This is a genomic window from Pseudomonas sp. R76, from assembly GCF_009834565.1.
Lineage (GTDB): Bacteria > Pseudomonadota > Gammaproteobacteria > Pseudomonadales > Pseudomonadaceae > Aquipseudomonas.
On the sequence record NZ_CP019428.1, the window covers coordinates 4,716,709 to 4,733,533 of the forward strand.

The following is a 16,825-nucleotide window of genomic DNA, read 5'->3' on the forward strand; positions in this document are numbered from 1 at the left end:
CGGCATATACAAAAGCATGGTGAGCGGCAGGCTTGTTGTGGCAAGCCTGCCAACTACAGGAAGCTCAGCCAAGGCTATTTCTTTTTCTTCTTGTCATGCTTGTCGGTTTTATCGAACGCCTCTTCCAGCGCGCGATTGATGGTGCGCAACACCTTGACCCGCGCCCAGCGTTTGTCATTGGCTTCCACCAAGGTCCACGGCGCGATTTCAGTGCTGGTGCGGTCGACCATATCGCCCACGGCGGCCCGGTAGTCGTCCCACTTGTCGCGGTTGCGCCAGTCGTCTTCGGTGATTTTGAAGCGTTTGAACGGGATTTCCTCGCGGGCCTGGAAGCGTTCCAGCTGGGTCTGCTTGTCGATGGCGAGCCAGAACTTGACCACGATCACGCCCGCGTCGCGCAGCTGCTCTTCAAAGTCATTGATCTCGCCGTAGGCGCGCATCCAATCCGCCGGGGTGCAGAAGCCCTCGACGCGTTCCACCAGCACGCGGCCGTACCACGAGCGGTCAAACACGGTAAACATGCCGCGCGCCGGTATCTTCTGCCAGAACCGCCACAGGTAAGGCTGGGCGCGCTCGTCTTCGCTTGGCGCGGCAATCGGCACGATATGGTATTGGCGCGGGTCCAGCGCCGCCGCCACACGCCGAATCGCCCCGCCCTTGCCCGCCGCGTCATTGCCTTCGAAGACCGTCACCAGCGCGTGCTTGCGCATGCGTTTGTCGCGCATCAACCCGGAGAAACGCGCCTGCTCGGTAATCAGCTGTTCCTCGTAATCGTCCTTGTCCAGGCGCAAGGTCATGTCGAGGCTGTCGAGCAGGCTCTTCTGGTCCACCGACGCCAGCAACGGCGCCGGGTTCATGCCGCTGGCCTTGCCCTTGGGCAGCTTCAAGGCGTTTTGCAGGCTTTCGAGCAGGATCTTGCCCACAGTAAGGCTGCGGTAATTGGCATCAACACCTTCAATGACATGCCACGGCGCATAGTCGCGGCTGGTGCGACGCAGGATGCGCTCACCAAAATGCACAAACTTGTCGTAGGTCTCGGACTGTTGCCAGTCCAGCGGGCTGATGCGCCAGCTGTGCAAGGGGTCGTCGGCCAGAGCCTTGAGCCGCGCCTTCATCTGTTTCTTGGACAGGTGGAACCAGAACTTGAAGATCAGCGCGCCTTCATCGCAGAGCATCTTTTCCAGGCGCTCGGCACCGGCGATGGCCTGGTCCAGGCGTGCGTCCTTGATCTGGCCGTGCACCCGGCCTTGCAGCATCTGGCTGTACCAGTTGCCGAAAAAGATGCCCATGCGGCCTTTGGCCGGCAGTTGCCGCCAGTAGCGCCAGGCCGGTGGGCGTGCCAGTTCTTCGTCGGTCTGCTGGTCGAAGGTGCGCACCTCGATCAGGCGCGGGTCCATCCATTCATTCAGCAGCTTGACGGTCTCGCCCTTGCCCGCGCCTTCGACGCCGTTGATCAGGATGATCACCGGGAAGCGCTTCTGCTGCTGCAACTCGTACTGCACTTCCAGCAACGCTTCGCGCAAGGCCGGTACTTCGGCGTCGTAGGTGTCTTTGTCGATGGCGTGACCGATTTCGGCGGATTCGAACATGGGCAGCTCCGTTTCAAGATGGATCAAGACTAGCGGATTGGGCAACAACACGCGGGAGGAAATTCCACCCGCGCTTGCCGTGGGTCAATTCATCCTCGATTGATCAGCTAGAATGGCGGCCTTGTCTTTTCCGCAGTATTTGTATGAGCCGCCCATGAACCCCATCACCCACGCCCAGCTCGACTGGGATGAGCAAGGTCGCCCGCACTCGCGGGTGTTCGACGACGTGTATTTTTCCGACAAGTCGGGCCTTGAAGAAACCCGCTATGTGTTCCTCGAACAGAACCGTTTGCAGGAACGCTTTGCCGCTTTGCCGGCAGGTGGGCGTTTGGTGATTGGCGAGACCGGTTTCGGCACCGGCCTGAATTTTCTCTGTGCCTGGCAGCTGTTCGAGCAACACGCGGTGGCCGGTGCGCGCCTGCATTTTGTCAGCGTGGAAAAGTACCCGCTGAGCCACACCGACCTGCAACGCGCCCTCGCCCTCTGGCCGGAACTAGCGCTCTTCGCCGAGCAGTTGCTGGCGCAGTACATCGCCATCCACCCAGGTTTCCAACGCCTGGTGCTGGACAACGGCCGCGTGACCCTGACGCTGTTGATCGGCGACGCCCTGGAGCAACTGCCGCAACTGGATGCGCAGGTCGATGCGTGGTTTCTGGACGGCTTCGCGCCGGCGAAAAACCCTGACATGTGGACCGCCGAGCTGTTTGCCGAACTGGCCCGCCTGGCCGCGCCCGGCTCCACGATCAGCACCTTCACCAGCACCGGCTGGGTGCGGCGCCTGATCAACGCCGCCGGGTTCAAGATGAAGCGCACGCCGGGCATCGGCCATAAGTGGGAGATCCTGCGCGGTGAATTCCTCGGTTGGCCCGAAGACGCGCCGCCCGCGGCCACCGCCAAACCCTGGTTCGCGCGCCCACCCGCCATCGACGGCGAGCGCCACGCCATGGTCATCGGCGGCGGCCTGGCCGGTTGCGCCACCGCCGCCAGCCTGGCCGCACGCGGTTGGCGCGTCAGCCTGCTGGAGCGCCACACCGAGCTGGCCCAGGAAGCGTCCGGCAACCCGCAGGGCGTGCTGTACCTGAAGCTGTCGGCGCATGGCACCGCGCTGTCCCAGCTGATCCTCAGCGGTTTCGGCCACACTCGGCGTTTGCTCGAACACTTGCAGCGTGGCGTCGATTGGGATGGCTGCGGCGTGCTGCAATTGGCATTCGACGCCAAAGAAGCTCAGCGCCAGGCGCAACTGGCCGAGGCGTTCCCTCCCGAATTGCTGCACCTGCTGGACCGCGATCAAGCGCAACAACAGGCCGGTATCGACCTGGCCCACGGCGGCCTGTTTTTCCCGGAAGGTGGCTGGGTGCATCCACCTGCGCTGTGCCATTGGCAAGCGGCGCATCCGCTGATTGAAGTGCTCACCCATCACGACGCGCTTGAACTGCACCGGGTCGACGACCAGTGGCAGGCCCGCGACGGTGACCGCGTGCTGGCGAGTGCCAGCGTGGTGGTGCTTGCAGGTGCGGCCGAGATCAAGCGTTTCGCCCCCAGCGCCGACTTGCCGCTCAAGCGCATTCGCGGGCAAATCACCCGGCTGGCGCAAACCGCAGCGAGTGCGAGCTTGGCCACGGTGGTCTGCGCCGAGGGCTATGTGGCACCTGCGCGACTGGGTGAACACACCCTGGGCGCGAGTTTTGACTTCAATAATGAAGACCTCACGCCCACCGTCGCCGAACATGCGGGCAACCTCGACATGCTGCGGGAGATTTCCGCAGACCTGCTGCAACGCCTGGGCGCCGACCACCTCGCACCCGAGCAACTGCAAGGCCGCGCGGCGTTTCGTTGTACCAGCCCTGACTACCTGCCGATCGTCGGGCCGTTGGCCGACCAAACAGCGTTTCAACAGGCTTATGCGGTGCTTGGCAAAGACGCCCGGCAAGTGCCGGATACGCCCTGCCCATGGCTGCCGGGGCTGTACATCAACAGCGGTCATGGCTCACGCGGGCTGATCACCGCGCCCCTGTGCGGCGAGCTGCTGGCGGCCTGGCTGAGCGACGAGCCGCTGCCGGTTCCAGCGGGTGTGGCCGAGGCCTGCCACCCGAATCGGTTTGCCCTGCGCGCCTTGGTTCGAGGTAAACCAGCCACGCGCAAATAGCGCGATTCAAGGCATCGCGGCTATTTGCCTTATAACTTATCGGTCTAAAACTCCACGGATAGCACTGGGTCAGTTTCTGGGTACGCGCCCTTTGGGCGTATTGAGTATTGACCCTCCCCAACGGAAAAACCGGTAAGGAATTTATGTGCGGATTAGCTGGAGAATTACGTTTCGATGCCCAACCTGCCGACCTGGCTGCGATTGAGCGCATCACCCATCACTTGGCCCCGCGTGGCCCCGACGCCTGGGGCTTCCATGCCCAAGGGCCGATTGCCCTGGGCCACCGGCGCCTGAAAATCATGGACCTGTCGGACGGCTCGGCCCAACCGATGGTCGACGCCCAGCTCGGGCTGTCCCTGGCCTTCAACGGTGCGATTTACAACTTCCCGGAATTGCGCGAAGAGCTGGAAGCCTTGGGCTACGCCTTCTATTCCGGTGGCGACACCGAAGTGCTGCTCAAGGGCTACCACGCCTGGGGCGAAGCACTGCTGCCAAAACTCAATGGCATGTTTGCGTTTGCCATCTGGGAGCGTGACGCCCAACGCCTGTTTATCGCCCGTGACCGTCTGGGCGTGAAGCCTTTGTACCTGTCGCGCACCGGCCAGCGCCTGCGCTTTGCCTCGGCCTTGCCGGCGCTGCTCAAGGGCGGCGATATCAAGCCGATCCTCGATCCGGTGGCGCTGAACCACTACCTGAACTTCCACGCCGTGGTGCCCGCGCCGCGCACCTTGCTGGCAGGCATTGAAAAGCTGCCACCGGCAAGCTGGATGCGTATCGACGCCAACGGCAACACCGAACAGAAAACCTGGTGGACCCTGCCTTACGGCCCCCATGACGATGAAAAAAACCTGACCCTCGAAGACTGGACCGACCGCGTGCTCGACAGCACCCGCGAAGCCGTGGCGATCCGCCAACGTGCTGCAGTGGATGTCGGCGTGCTGCTTTCCGGTGGTGTCGATTCGAGCATGCTCGTCGGCCTGCTGCGTGAAGTCGGCGTGCAGGACTTGTCCACCTTCTCGATCGGTTTTGAAGACGCCGGTGGCGAGCGCGGCGACGAGTTCCAGTACTCGGACCTGATCGCCAAGCACTACGGCACCCGTCACCATCAACTGCGCATCGCCGAGAGCGAAATCATCGAGCAACTGCCCGCCGCGTTCCGCGCCATGAGCGAGCCGATGGTCAGCCATGACTGCATCGCCTTCTACCTGCTGTCGCGGGAAGTGGCCAAGCATTGCAAGGTGGTGCAAAGCGGCCAGGGCGCCGACGAGCTGTTCGCCGGTTACCACTGGTACCCGCAAGTCGATGGCGCCAGTGACCCGTATGCCGCGTACCGCGATGCGTTTTTCGACCGCAGCTACGACGACTACGCGGCCACCGTCGCACCGAAATGGCTGACCGCCAACGACGCTGCCGGTGACTTTGTGCGCGAACATTTCGCCATGCCAGGCGCCGATGCGGCGGTGGACAAAGCCCTGCGCCTGGACAGCACGGTGATGCTGGTGGACGACCCGGTCAAACGCGTCGACAACATGACCATGGCCTGGGGCCTGGAGGCACGCACGCCGTTCCTGGATTACCGCCTCGTCGAACTCTCGGCGCGGGTGCCAGGCAAATTCAAACTGCCGGACGGCGGCAAGCAAGTGTTGAAAGAAGCGGCGCGCCGGGTCATCCCCAGCGAAGTCATCGACCGCAAGAAAGGCTACTTCCCGGTGCCGGGCCTCAAGCACTTGCAGGGCGACACCTTGAACTGGGTGCGCGAACTGCTGCTCGACCCTAGCCAGGATCGCGGCCTGTTCAACCCGGCCATGCTCGACCGCCTGTTGACCGACCCGCAGGGCCAACTGACCCCGCTGCGCGGCTCCAAGCTGTGGCAACTGGCGGCGCTGAACCTGTGGCTCAGCGAACAAGGAATCTGAGTGATGAAACCTCTTGCAGCGGCTTACAGCCAACGCTTGCTGAAGGGCCAGGCGCCGACCTACGAGCGCCTGCAAGCCCGCCTGGCGGAAGATGGCAGCCCACTCGGCGCCGAACCGATTGCCGTGCATTGCGGCTGGGGCCGGTTGTTGATCGGGCATACCTTCCCGGACCCCGCGAGCCTGGCCCAGGAACTGTTGAATGAGCAGCCCGGCGAGCGCGACATCGCGCTCTACGTGGCGGCGCCGCAGCAGATCCTCGGGATTGACCCGCAGCAGTTGTTCCTCGATCCGTCCGACACACTGCGCCTGTGGTTCAGCGATTACCGCCCCGCTACGCGCGTGTTTCGTGGTTTTCGTATCCGTCGTGTGCAAACCGAGGCTGATTGGGCGGCGGTCAACGTGCTCTATCAAGGGCGAGGCATGCTGCCGGTCGACCCCGAACGCCTGACGCCGCGCCATCAAGGCGGCCCGGTGTATTGGCTGGCCGAAGATGAAGACAGCGGCGCGGTGATCGGCAGTGTGATGGGCCTTAACCATCAAAAAGCCTTTCAGGACCCGGAAAACGGTTGCAGCCTCTGGTGCCTGGCCGTCGACCCGCAGTGCACACGCCCCGGCGTCGGTGAAGTGTTGGTGCGCCACTTGGTCGAGCACTTTATGAGCCGTGGCCTGAGCTACCTCGACCTGTCGGTGTTGCACGATAACCGCCAAGCCAAGAGCCTTTACGCCAAATTGGGCTTTCGCGCGCTGACCACCTTTGCGATCAAGCGCAAGAACGGCATCAACCAGCCGCTGTTTCTCGGCCCTGGGCCGCAGGCGGGGTTCAACCCTTACGCGCGGATCATTGTCGAGGAAGCCCACCGGCGCGGCATCGATGTGCAGGTGGATGACGCCGACGCTGGCCTGTTTACCCTCAGCCATGGCGGGCGCCGCGTGCGCTGCCGTGAATCCCTCAGCGACCTGACCAGCGCCATCAGCATGACCCTGTGCCAGGACAAAAGCCTGACCCACAAGGTGCTCAAAGCTGCCGGCTTGAAACTGCCGCAACAACAGTTGGCGGGCAGCGCGGATGACAACCTGGAGTTTCTCGACGAACACCAGCGCATCGTGGTCAAGCCGCTGGACGGCGAGCAAGGCCAGGGCGTGGCGGTGGATTTGCAGACCATTGAAGACGTGCAGAAGGCCATCGAAGCGGCGCGCCAGTTCGACAGCCGTGTGTTGCTGGAAAGCTTTCACGAAGGCCTCGACCTGCGCATTCTGGTGATCGGTTTTGAAGTGGTCGCCGCCGCGATCCGGCGCCCTGCCGAGGTGACCGGTGACGGCCAACACTCCATCGGCGCGTTGATCGAAGCCCAAAGCCGTCGCCGCCAAGCTGCCACCGACGGCGAAAGCAAGATCCCGCTGGACGCCGAAACCCAACGCACCCTGCACGCGGCCGGTTACGACTACAGCAGCATCCTGCCGCGCGGCGAAACCCTGGCCGTGCGCCGCACCGCCAACCTGCACACGGGCGGCTGCCTGGAAGACGTCACCGCGATCCTGCACCCGACACTGGTGGACGCCGCCGTGCGTGCCGCCCGCGCGCTGGACATTCCCATGGTCGGCCTGGACCTGATGGTGCCGGCCGCCGATCAACCCGAGTATGTGTTTATCGAAGCCAACGAACGGGCCGGCCTGGCCAACCATGAGCCGCAACCGACGGCGGAGAAGTTTGTGGATTTGTTGTTTCCGCATAGCCAGCCGACTGCCTGACCACTGATCGTTCCCACGCTCAGCGTGGGAATGCAGCCCGTGACGCTCAGCGTCACAAGAGCGGACGCAGAGCGTCCCTTGAGGCATTCCCACGCTGAGCGTGGGAACGATCGCCCTCACCCCATCAGGAGTTTCCATGACTCGAACCATCCCCGAACCGGACCTCAACTACCTGCAAAAAGTCCTGCTGGAAATGCTCGCCATTCCCAGCCCTACCGGGTTTACCGACACCATCGTGCGTTACGTCGCCGAGCGCCTCGAAGAGCTGGGCATTCCCTTTGAGATGACCCGGCGCGGGACGATTCGCGCCACCCTCAAGGGCCAGAAAAACAGCCCGGACCGTGCGGTGTCCGCGCACCTGGACACCATCGGCGCCGCCGTGCGTGCAATCAAGGACAACGGCCGCCTGACCCTCGCCCCCGTCGGCTGCTGGTCCAGCCGTTTTGCCGAAGGCAGCCGCGTCAGCCTGTTTACCGATAACGGCGTGATCCGTGGCAGCGTGCTGCCGTTGATGGCCTCCGGGCACGCGTTCAACACCGCCGTGGATGAAATGCCGGTGAGCTGGGACCACGTGGAACTGCGCCTCGACGCTTACTGCGCCACGCGTGCCGACTGCGACTCGCTGGGCATCAGCATTGGCGACTACGTGGCATTCGACCCGCTGCCCGAGTTCACCGAGAGCGGGCATATCAGCGCGCGCCACCTGGACGATAAAGCCGGTGTCGCCGCGCTGCTCGCCGCGCTCAAAGCCATCGTCGACAGCGGCGAACCCTTGCTGATCGACTGCCACCCGCTGTTCACCATCACCGAGGAAACCGGCAGTGGCGCCGCCGCCGCCCTGCCTTGGGATGTGAGTGAGTTTGTCGGCATCGACATCGCCCCGGTCGCCCCCGGCCAGCACTCCAGCGAGCACGCGGTAAGCGTGGCGATGCAGGATTCCGGCGGGCCGTATGACTATCACCTGTCCCGCCACTTGCTGCGCCTGGCCTCGGACAACGACTTGCCGGTGCGTCGCGACCTGTTCCGGTATTACTTCAGCGATGCGCATTCGGCGGTGACCGCCGGCCACGATATCCGCACGGCGCTGCTGGCGTTTGGTTGCGATGCGACCCATGGCTATGAGCGCACGCATATCGACAGCCTGGCGGCGTTGAGTCGCCTGCTGGGCGCGTACATCCTCAGCCCACCGGTGTTTGCCAGCGATGCACAACCGGCCCAGGGTTCGCTGGACAGGTTCAGCCATCAGATCGAGCACGAAACGCAGATGGAGAGCGACACCCGCGTGCCGTCGGTGGACAGCCTGGTCGGTCAGAAGTCCTGACCCTGGCAACACCTGATACTGGTCACGACGATCCCGGCGCAGTAGCATCGCCGGGATTCTACCTCTGAGGCTTGTATGCTGATTCCCTACGACGCACTTGAAGTCGACACCTTGACCCGCCTCATCGAAGACTTCGTCACCCGCGACGGCACCGACAATGGCGATGACACGCCCCTGGAAACCCGCGTACTGCGCGTGCGCCAGGCACTGACCAAGGGCCAGGCGCTGATTGTGTTCGACCCTGAAAGCGAACAATGCCAGTTGATGCTCAAGCACGACGTGCCCAAGCATCTGTTCGACTGAGGCTGTTCTATGGGTTGGTTTGGGGTTGCGTGGCTTGGCGCTCGAGGATTTTCTGATACACCTCGGCGCGGTGCACATTGACCCCTGCCGGGGCCTGGATGCCGAACTTCACTTGGGATCCGTTCAGCTCAAGGATGTGCAAGGCGATGTCATCGCCGATAGAGATGATTTCGCCCACGGCGCGGCTTAAAACCAGCATGGCGGTTGTCCTTCTGGAGTGACAGGACCTTGAACATGCGCGCTTGAATGAGGGGCGACAATGGCTCATCGCTAAATCAGGCCGGGCCTACGCAAGCCGGTAATTTGCCTGACAGACATGTAATTGACTGGAGGGACGACGAATGTTTGATCGTGTTAGATCGTTCCCACGCTCTGCGTGGGAATGCCGCCCCGGACGCTCTGCGTCCCGCTGCAGGTGACGCGGAGCGTGGGAATGATCATCAGCCCTTAACGGCCTGCGCCTTGGCGCGCATCTTGTCCGCCATCACCGTCATCTCGTCATACAGCAACTGCGGGTTCTTCTGCTTCAACGCCCACGCCATCCGCCCCTGCTCATGGGGCAAAATCATAAACTCGCCTTCAGCCACTCGCTGGTAGATATAGTCAGCAATGTCAGCCGCCGAAATCGGCGAACTCTCCAGCAACTTACCCACTTGCGCCTTCATCGCCGGTGTCGGCCCGCGAAACGAATCTAGCAAGTTGGTCTGGAAAAACGACGGGCACACTACATGCACGCCGACTTCCTGCTGCTTGAGTTCCACCAGCAAACTTTCCGACAACGCCACCACGCCCGCCTTGGCCACGTTGTAGTTGCTCATCGCCGGCCCCTGCATTAGCGCCGCCATCGAGGCAATATTGATAATCCGGCCCTTGCTCTTCTCCAATAGCGGCAGGAACGCCTTGCAGCCCTTGACCACGCCCATCAGGTTAATTGCAATCTGCCAATCCCAATCCTCCAACGACAACTCGGCGAAGAACCCGCCCGAGGCGACACCGGCATTGTTGACGATCACATCAACGCCTCCCAGCTTGACCTCGCACGCCTGGGCAAACGCAGTGAGCTGGCTGTAATCACGCACGTCGCAGCGCTGGATAAACCCATCCCCCCCCGCCTCGCGCACCAGCTTGAGGGTTTCCTGCAACCCCGGCTCACTGACGTCCGACAAGGCCAGCTGCCAACCCTCGCGCGCCCAGCGCAGCGCGATTTCGCGACCCAGGCCGGACCCGGCGCCGGTGATCATCATGCGATTTTGCATAGGAAAGTTGCCTTGTGGTTCACGGAAGAAGTGATCGGCAGTGTAGCGAAGGTTTTTCCTGCACCCACGCACCATCCAGTTGATGAATGCCTCGGGCAAACCCTGAACCGGGTGCGAGAGCGACTTATAGCGTAAGTTCAATCTTTTTCAACGAGATCACTGTAGTTGCGAACGTATTAAAAGAAATAAGCTAGTTTGCAAAATGCTTTAAAAAACCACGGAATTTTCTGCGCGCCGGTAGAGTCGGAGTTAATAAGGCGTCCGTATTTAAATGACGGCCTATTGTTTAATAACCGGTCTTTGCAGAAGGCCTATAAGGAAAAAAACCATGAGCCTCATTCTGATCATTATCCTGATCCTGCTGCTGGTAGGCGGTTTGCCAGTCTTCCCGCACTCGCGTAACTGGGGTTATGGCCCGTCGGGTATCCTGGGCGTTGTCCTGGTGGTATTGGTGGTGCTGTTGTTGCTCGGTCGGATATAAAACCCGCACAAAAAAAAAGAGGCCTCAATGAGGCCTCTTTTTTTATGCTCGGCTACTTAGTCCGGCTTGCCGTCAATCACACCGGCGGTGTTATCCAACAGGCTCTTGGTGGCGGTCTGCAGGAACGACTCAAGCTTCTGCTTAAGCGCCGCTTCGTCCGGTGACTCGGGAATCACTTTGCCGGTCGGGTTAGCGCCCAGTTCATATTCCCACAGCTTCGGTGGCATTTCCTTGGGCAGAACCAGAATGCGGTCTGCGGTGACCAGGGCCACTGTCTGATCGCTGCCCGATGGTTTGATCACGCCAAAACCCTTGTCGCCTTCCGGCAGGTTCAGCAGGTCACGGCCCCAGCACTGGTGCAGGGTGTCGCCACCAAGGCGGCCCATGATGGTTGGCACGATGTCGATCTGAGTGCCCACGGTGTGGTCACGCTCGCCGAACTTCTCCTGCATGCCCGGTGCAATCATCAGCATCGGCACGTTGAAGCGGCCCAAGTCCATTTCGGTGATTTGCTGCTCGTTGCCGAAGCCGTGGTCACCCACGATCACGAACAGGGTTTCCTTGAAGTACGGCTCTTTGCGGGCCTTTTCAAAGAACTGGCCCAGGGCCCAGTCGGAGTAACGCATGGCCGTCAAATGCTCGTTGAGGCTGCCACGGTCGGTGACTTTCTCGACCGGCAATGGCGTCGGCAACGCATACGGCGTGTGGTTGGACAGGGTTTGCAGCAGTGCGTAGAACGGCTTGCCGCCTTCGCGGGCTTTCAACTCTTCCAGGCCACGATTGAACATGTCCTGGTCGGACACGCCCCACGTCGGGTCGGAGAACACCGGGTTGACGAAGTCATTACGCCCGATGAAGTTGGTCATGCCCTGGTTGCTGAAGAAGCCTGACTGGTTGTCCCAGGCGAAGTCGCCGTTGTAGACATACACGTCGTCAAACTTGCGCGCGCTGAGCAACTGCGGCAGGCCCGACAGCTTGTGGCTGCCTTCCGGGGTCTGCATCAGGTATTCGAAGCCCGGCAGGTTCGGGAAGCACGCCATGGTGGCGAACATGCCCTGGTGGGTGTGGGTGCCGTTGGAGAAGAAGCGGTCGAACAGCAAGCCTTCCTTGGACAGTTTGTCGAAGTATGGCGTGATGTTGCCTGGGCGGCCCAGGGCGCCCACTGAGTGACCGGCGAAGCTTTCCATCAGGATCACGACGACGTTCTTGATCGGCAGGGTCTTCTCGGCCGGTGGCGTGTAGTCACGGCGCACGGCGGCGGTGTCGGTGTCTACCAGCTTTTCTTGCGGCAACACCAGCATGTCGCGCACGGTCTGGGTGGCCAGCGGTTGGTCCAGGGTGGCTTTCCAGATGTTCGAACGCTCCTCGGAGAAGCGCGACTTGGCGGCGGCGATCAGCGACAAGGTGCCGTTCAAGCCCAACTGGTTGGCGAAGTTCGATTCGGTGGTGTAGACGTCACCCCAACGCAGCGGCGGGCCCTGGCGCAGGGTGCCACGGATGGCGACCACGGCAATCAGCAGGCACACCACAAAGACGGCGATGCGCGTGTACCACGGTGCAACCTGGCGTGTGCCGATGCTGCCGCCGCTGAACGGGCCACGTGGGCGCGTCGCACGGTCAGCGCCCTTGAAGGCGATGCTCAGGATCAGCGTGCCCACGGCCCAGGCCAGCAGATAACGCACCACCGGGAAGCCGTACCAGAGCATGCTCATCACGGTTTTCGGGTCTTCCTTTACATACTGGAAGACCAGGCCGTTGAGGCGCTGGTGGAATTCGCGGTAGAAGCCCATCTCCATCAAGCCCAGGAACAGGGCAATGCTGGAGGCTACGGTCAGCCAAAAACGGAAGAACCCGCGCGCCGCCATGGCCCGAACGCTGAACAGGGCCAGCAGCAGCGGGACCAGCGCGTACATCACAAAGCGGATGTCAAAGCGCGTGCCGTTGACGAACGCTTCGAGGAAGGTCGAGGCCGGCGTGTCGAGGATCATCTCGCGGTTGTAGACCAGCAGCGCCAGGCGCAGCAGGGAGAACATCACCATCATGACCAGTGCGCAAAGCAGCGTGTACGCCAGATGGGATTTGACGGTCGGTTGCAGCAGGCGATTAGAAGCTCGCTGCTGACTCAGGGCGTCCGGGTTTGCCATGTCGTTTCAGGACCCATTGGAAGTTTAAGTTGCGAAAAAATGCAGTGGCGTCCGTCCCTCGCCCAGGCTGGCTGGGGTAGGCGGTTAACGCGGTGGCGCAAATGGTGCCCGATCAATGGCATCAACGCCATTAATTACTGAACGTGCGCCGTCGCCCTGCCTTTAATGACACTTGAACAAGTGCCTTGGCGCAGGCGTAAACCGGCGGATTGTCTTGGAAAAGATGTGAAAATTCTGTGCAGCGAATAGTTTCGACACAAATCTTATGGATGTGCCTGAAACCAATGTGGGAGCGGGGCTTATGTGGGAGCCGGGCTTGCCCGCGATGCAGGCACCGCGGTTTATCAGCTACATCGCGGTGATGCAATCGCAGGCAAGCCAGCTCCCACACAAGCCAGCTCCCACATTTACTGTGCCCACTCAGGATATGAGTGAACACTGGTGGCCTCACACCCGCACGTTACCGCGTGGCCCGGCAATCGCCCAGATGATCAGGCCCAGTGCCGGCAACAGCAGGATCAACAGAATCCACAGCACCTTGGCGCCGGTGCTTGCGCCGCTTTTGAACACGTTGATGATCGCCCAGATATCCAGTACCAGAATGATCAGGCCAATCAAGCTATTAAAAGTGGAACCCATGGTGTCGCTCCTAAGTGAGGGCATGCACTTGTAGGATAGTCAGGCCTGACGGGGGTTCCGTTTTATTTCAGACATGGACGGCGATTCGCAGCGCTTCCAGGGATGGCTCGGCCTTGATGCCGACTTCAGCACACAGTTCCAGAACGCGCGGTAAGTCATTGCCGTAAACCAGCACCGCCTGGATCTCGTCGTCCAGCAACTGGCTGAAGTTCAGCAGCACGTAGCCGCCGTCTTCCGGGCTGAGCGCGCTCATCTGGATCTGGATGCGGTTCAGCGCAGTGAGGTCTTCGGTCTTGGCCAGCTGCTTGGGCTTGAGGTTGAACGCCACGCCCGGGCCGAACGACGCGACGATCTGCGCAAACAGGTCGCCATAGGTGTCGGCCTGAAACAGCACGGTGTCCGGCAGGCTACCGACGACGACCCACTCACCCAGAGGAATCGGGAAGGTGTCGTCGTAGTTGATATCCGGGTTGGCTGCCAGAAACGCCGCCGGGTCGGCGTAGGCCTGGGCCGCTTCCTCGGCAATGCGCGCCACTTCGTCCTCGCCCATGACGCCGGCGCTGATTTTACTGATGAGTTCGACGAGGGCGGTTTTCATGGGGTGATCCTGTGGCGAGCTGGTTTTCGAGGGCGCGTAGCCTACACCAGATTCTGCAACTTCGCCGCCGTATCCGCCGCGCCCATGGTCTGAGCCGCTGCCAGCGCAGTCGCGCCCTGAGCGTCGGTGGCCTTGGGGTTGGCGCCCTGGCTGAGCAGGTAGTCGAGCATTTCGGCGCGGTTGAACATCGCCGCCATCATCAACGCCGTACGCCCATCCGAAGAGGCCGCATCGACCGGCGCACCGCCTTCGATCAGCGCCTTGACCACTGGCAGGTTGCCCTTGAACGCCGCACCGGCCATTGGCAGCTGGTTCTTGTCGTTGGCGATTTGCGGGTCAGCCTTGAATTCCAGCAGCACTTTTACTGCGTCGGCGTGGCCATGGTAGGCCGCAAGCATCAGCAAGGTGTCGCCATTGTGGTTGCGCAGGTTGGGCGGCAAGCCTTTGGCCAGCAGTGCGGCGAGCATCGCGGCATCGCCTTTGCGGGCCACGTCGAAGACTTGCTCGGCAAATTCGGCGGCTTCTTCTTCGGTCATTTGTTTAGGCTGGTCTGACATGTGGGGCTCCTTGTCTGGGTGCTTTATAGGCGCCCAGTGTCGCGATGGAGTTCCCCACTGTCATGGTTTTTTTGCCAAAAGCGGCCATAGGCAGAATCAATAACGAAAGTGCCCACCCCGAATCTGTGCCAACAATTGCCCGGTAACCGGCACATAGCAATCCGAACCTGGCAGCCACGCAAATACCGGATCATTGCCGGCCTTGTCCGGATCAAAGGCCTCCTCCTTAAGCCGCACTTTCTGATACTTGAAGGTGCCAGTCGTTTCCATCTTCACCTTGATGCGCAGGAACAGCGGCACCGCATAGTGCGGCAATTGCCCGTGGGCGAATTGCAGCAGTTCGCGCATATCCAAAGAGGCCAAGGATTCGCTTGGCGTAATGGCAACCATGCCGGCGCGACCATTGGTGTTTTCGATCTCGACACCGTAGGCCACCACCTCAGCGATCTGCGGGTGTTGCAGCAACACATTCTCCACTTCGGTGGTCGAGACGTTTTCGCCCTTCCAGCGGTAGGTGTCGCCCAACCGGTCGACGAATTGCGCATGGCCGAAGCCGATGCTGCGCAACAAGTCGCCGGTGTTGAAGTAACGGTCGCCCTTCTCGAACACGTCGGTCAGCACCACCTTGCGGTTCTTTTCCGGGTCGGTGTAGCCGTCGAACGGCGACTTTTCGTCGATCCGGGCCAGCAGCAACCCCTGCCCGCCCGTTTGTACTTTGCGCATGAAACCCTCATCGCCACGAATCGGCTCACCGGTCTCATGGGAGTAGTCCACCAAGGCCCAGTGCTGCAGGCAGAAGCCGATGGTGTTGTCGAAATTCAGCACATTGGTGAAGCCGATATTGCCGTCGCTGGCGGCATACAGTTCACAGATATGTTCAACCCCATAGCGTTGCTTGAACTGCGCCCAAACGCCGGGGCGCAGGCCATTGCCGACCATCTTGGTCACGCGGTTGTCCAGGTCCTGGGCGCTGGCGGGCTGGTCGAGCAAGTAGCGGCACAGCTCACCGACATAGCCCAAGGTGGTTGCCTTGAACTTGCGCGCGTCGTCCCAGAACTGGCTCGCGCTGAACTTACGCCGAATGGCAAACCCCGACGCCCCGACAATCGCCGAGCCCCAGCACACGCACAGGCCGGTGGCGTGGTACAGCGGCAAGGTGCAATAAAGAACGTCCTGCGGGCCCATGTCCAGGGCGATACTGCCGAAGCTGACGGCGGTCTTGGTCCAGCGCCCGTGTTTCATGATCCCGGCCTTGGGCAAACCGGTGGTGCCGGAGGTGTAGATTTAGAAGCACGGGTCGTTGAAGAAGATTTGCCCAGTGCTGGCGGGGTTGTCCACCGGGCATTCGGCACTCGCCGCCGTCAGGTCGATGTAACCCTCAGGCACAGCGCCGGTGTGTTGATCGGCGACAAACCAGGTCTTGTCCGCCGGGATTTGCACTTGATCACGCACCACCGTGTAGGCAGCCACCAGTTCCGCGCCCACCACAATGGCCACCGGGCTCACCAGGTTCAGGCTGTGCACCAGCGCCGCCTGGGTTTGCGAGGTGTTGAGCATGGCGCAGATGCCACCCAGCTTGGCCACGGCCAGCACGTGCAACAACAATTCGGGGCGATTTTCGATAAACAGCGCAACGACGTCACCTTTGCCGATGCCCTGCTCGTGCAAGTGATGGGCAATACGGTTGGCGCGCCCGTTGGCGTCGCGGTAGCTGAGCACGCTGTCGCCATATAACAACGCAGCGCCGTCAGGGTTACGCAGGGTGGCCTGTTCAAAGTGCCAACCCAGGCCGCAGGGTTGCTCGGGGTCGGTGACATTCGCGGCGCGCATGCCGCGCACCACGCGCGGCAGGGCGCGAACAATCGCGGGCACCTTCCGCAGCATCTTGCCCCAGGTGATCATGTCGTCTTGCTGATGGCTCATGGAGGAACGTCCTTTTTCTTATTCTTCGTCTGATCCAGAAACGGCGTCGGGCCTGTAGGCAGGAGACCGAATGCCTTGCAGAAAAATACGCCTGAGGTTCTTCGGCTGTACACGTGGGATTTGAAATGTTTTGTATCCCGGCCCAATGCCCGACAAAAATGGAATTGTGCGCCGTATCAAGAGTCTTTATCGGTATGGGCAGC

At 61.5% G+C, this 16,825-nt stretch carries 13 protein-coding genes and 1 pseudogene; 6 read left to right on the forward strand and 8 right to left on the reverse strand.

Annotated features, from left to right (window positions below; translation table 11 throughout):
* Positions 1-74: 74 nt before the first annotated feature.
* Positions 75-1,589 (reverse strand): polyphosphate:AMP phosphotransferase, encoded by a 1,515-nt coding sequence (gene pap / locus PspR76_RS21190; protein ID WP_159958457.1) that lies wholly within the window; start codon positions 1,587-1,589, stop codon positions 75-77.
* A 154-nt stretch (positions 1,590-1,743) separates the two neighbouring features.
* Between pap and mnmC the strand changes: the two genes are divergently transcribed.
* The 5 genes from mnmC (at position 1,744) to PspR76_RS21215 (ending at position 9,024) form a co-directional block, all read left to right on the forward strand.
* Complete coding sequence (gene mnmC / locus PspR76_RS21195; protein WP_159958459.1) at positions 1,744-3,735, forward strand: bifunctional tRNA (5-methylaminomethyl-2-thiouridine)(34)-methyltransferase MnmD/FAD-dependent 5-carboxymethylaminomethyl-2-thiouridine(34) oxidoreductase MnmC; 1,992 nt, start codon at positions 1,744-1,746, stop codon at positions 3,733-3,735.
* A gap of 143 nt (positions 3,736-3,878) precedes the next feature.
* A complete protein-coding gene (locus tag PspR76_RS21200) occupies positions 3,879-5,651 on the forward strand; it encodes an N-acetylglutaminylglutamine amidotransferase (RefSeq protein WP_159958461.1) in 1,773 nt (590 codons plus the stop codon).
* A 3-nt stretch (positions 5,652-5,654) separates the two neighbouring features.
* Positions 5,655-7,400, forward strand: coding sequence for an N-acetylglutaminylglutamine synthetase (gene ngg / locus PspR76_RS21205; protein ID WP_159958463.1), 1,746 nt, complete (start codon positions 5,655-5,657; stop codon positions 7,398-7,400).
* A gap of 136 nt (positions 7,401-7,536) precedes the next feature.
* Positions 7,537-8,721: an osmoprotectant NAGGN system M42 family peptidase gene (locus PspR76_RS21210; RefSeq protein ID WP_159958465.1), complete on the forward strand. Its 1,185-nt coding sequence runs from the start codon at positions 7,537-7,539 to the stop codon at positions 8,719-8,721.
* 75 nt (positions 8,722-8,796) lie between these two features.
* Entirely contained in the window at positions 8,797-9,024 is a 228-nt protein-coding gene (locus tag PspR76_RS21215) for a YheU family protein (protein ID WP_003192759.1), read from the forward strand.
* A gap of 7 nt (positions 9,025-9,031) precedes the next feature.
* Here the strand turns inward: PspR76_RS21215 and csrA are convergent, their stop codons facing one another.
* Both csrA and PspR76_RS21225 read right to left on the reverse strand, forming a co-directional pair.
* The gene (csrA, locus tag PspR76_RS21220; protein WP_159958467.1) at positions 9,032-9,223 is read right to left on the reverse strand and encodes a carbon storage regulator CsrA; all 192 of its coding nucleotides are present in this window, start codon (positions 9,221-9,223) and stop codon (positions 9,032-9,034) included.
* A gap of 241 nt (positions 9,224-9,464) precedes the next feature.
* A complete protein-coding gene (locus PspR76_RS21225; protein ID WP_159958469.1) occupies positions 9,465-10,280 on the reverse strand; it encodes an SDR family oxidoreductase in 816 nt (271 codons plus the stop codon).
* 328 nt (positions 10,281-10,608) lie between these two features.
* On the opposite strand from PspR76_RS21225, the gene PspR76_RS21230 reads away from it, so the two are divergent.
* Positions 10,609-10,761, forward strand: coding sequence for a DUF3309 family protein (locus PspR76_RS21230; protein ID WP_003236711.1), 153 nt, complete (start codon positions 10,609-10,611; stop codon positions 10,759-10,761).
* Between the two features lie 56 nt (positions 10,762-10,817).
* Here the strand turns inward: PspR76_RS21230 and PspR76_RS21235 are convergent, their stop codons facing one another.
* The 5 genes and pseudogenes from PspR76_RS21235 to PspR76_RS21255 form a co-directional block, all read right to left on the reverse strand.
* Complete coding sequence (locus PspR76_RS21235) at positions 10,818-12,905, reverse strand: LTA synthase family protein (protein ID WP_159958471.1); 2,088 nt, start codon at positions 12,903-12,905, stop codon at positions 10,818-10,820.
* Positions 12,906-13,352: 447 nt separating this feature from the next.
* Complete coding sequence (locus PspR76_RS21240; RefSeq protein WP_159958473.1) at positions 13,353-13,544, reverse strand: PLDc N-terminal domain-containing protein; 192 nt, start codon at positions 13,542-13,544, stop codon at positions 13,353-13,355.
* A gap of 67 nt (positions 13,545-13,611) precedes the next feature.
* Positions 13,612-14,142 carry a hypothetical protein gene (locus PspR76_RS21245; RefSeq protein WP_159958475.1) on the reverse strand — a complete coding sequence of 177 codons (531 nt, stop codon included), beginning with the start codon at positions 14,140-14,142 and terminating at the stop codon, positions 13,612-13,614.
* Between the two features lie 41 nt (positions 14,143-14,183).
* On the reverse strand, positions 14,184-14,699 hold the full coding sequence (locus tag PspR76_RS21250; RefSeq protein ID WP_159958477.1) for an ankyrin repeat domain-containing protein: 516 nt from the start codon (positions 14,697-14,699) through the stop codon (positions 14,184-14,186).
* Positions 14,700-14,795: 96 nt separating this feature from the next.
* Positions 14,796-16,622: pseudogene (locus PspR76_RS21255) on the reverse strand (long-chain-acyl-CoA synthetase).
* Positions 16,623-16,825 lie beyond the last annotated feature (203 nt).

Coding starts and splice junctions, on each gene's coding strand:
- PspR76_RS21235 (WP_159958471.1), bottom strand. CDS start 12,905: ATGGCAAACCCGGACGCCCTGAGTCAGCAGCGAGCTTCTAATCGCCTG.
- PspR76_RS21200 (WP_159958461.1), top strand. CDS start 3,879: ATGTGCGGATTAGCTGGAGAATTACGTTTCGATGCCCAACCTGCCGAC.
- PspR76_RS21225 (WP_159958469.1), bottom strand. CDS start 10,280: ATGCAAAATCGCATGATGATCACCGGCGCCGGGTCCGGCCTGGGTCGC.
- csrA (WP_159958467.1), bottom strand. CDS start 9,223: ATGCTGGTTTTAAGCCGCGCCGTGGGCGAAATCATCTCTATCGGCGAT.
- PspR76_RS21230 (WP_003236711.1), top strand. CDS start 10,609: ATGAGCCTCATTCTGATCATTATCCTGATCCTGCTGCTGGTAGGCGGT.
- mnmC (WP_159958459.1), top strand. CDS start 1,744: ATGAACCCCATCACCCACGCCCAGCTCGACTGGGATGAGCAAGGTCGC.
- pap (WP_159958457.1), bottom strand. CDS start 1,589: ATGTTCGAATCCGCCGAAATCGGTCACGCCATCGACAAAGACACCTAC.
- PspR76_RS21245 (WP_159958475.1), bottom strand. CDS start 14,142: ATGAAAACCGCCCTCGTCGAACTCATCAGTAAAATCAGCGCCGGCGTC.
- PspR76_RS21210 (WP_159958465.1), top strand. CDS start 7,537: ATGACTCGAACCATCCCCGAACCGGACCTCAACTACCTGCAAAAAGTC.
- PspR76_RS21250 (WP_159958477.1), bottom strand. CDS start 14,699: ATGTCAGACCAGCCTAAACAAATGACCGAAGAAGAAGCCGCCGAATTT.
- PspR76_RS21240 (WP_159958473.1), bottom strand. CDS start 13,544: ATGGGTTCCACTTTTAATAGCTTGATTGGCCTGATCATTCTGGTACTG.
- ngg (WP_159958463.1), top strand. CDS start 5,655: ATGAAACCTCTTGCAGCGGCTTACAGCCAACGCTTGCTGAAGGGCCAG.
- PspR76_RS21215 (WP_003192759.1), top strand. CDS start 8,797: ATGCTGATTCCCTACGACGCACTTGAAGTCGACACCTTGACCCGCCTC.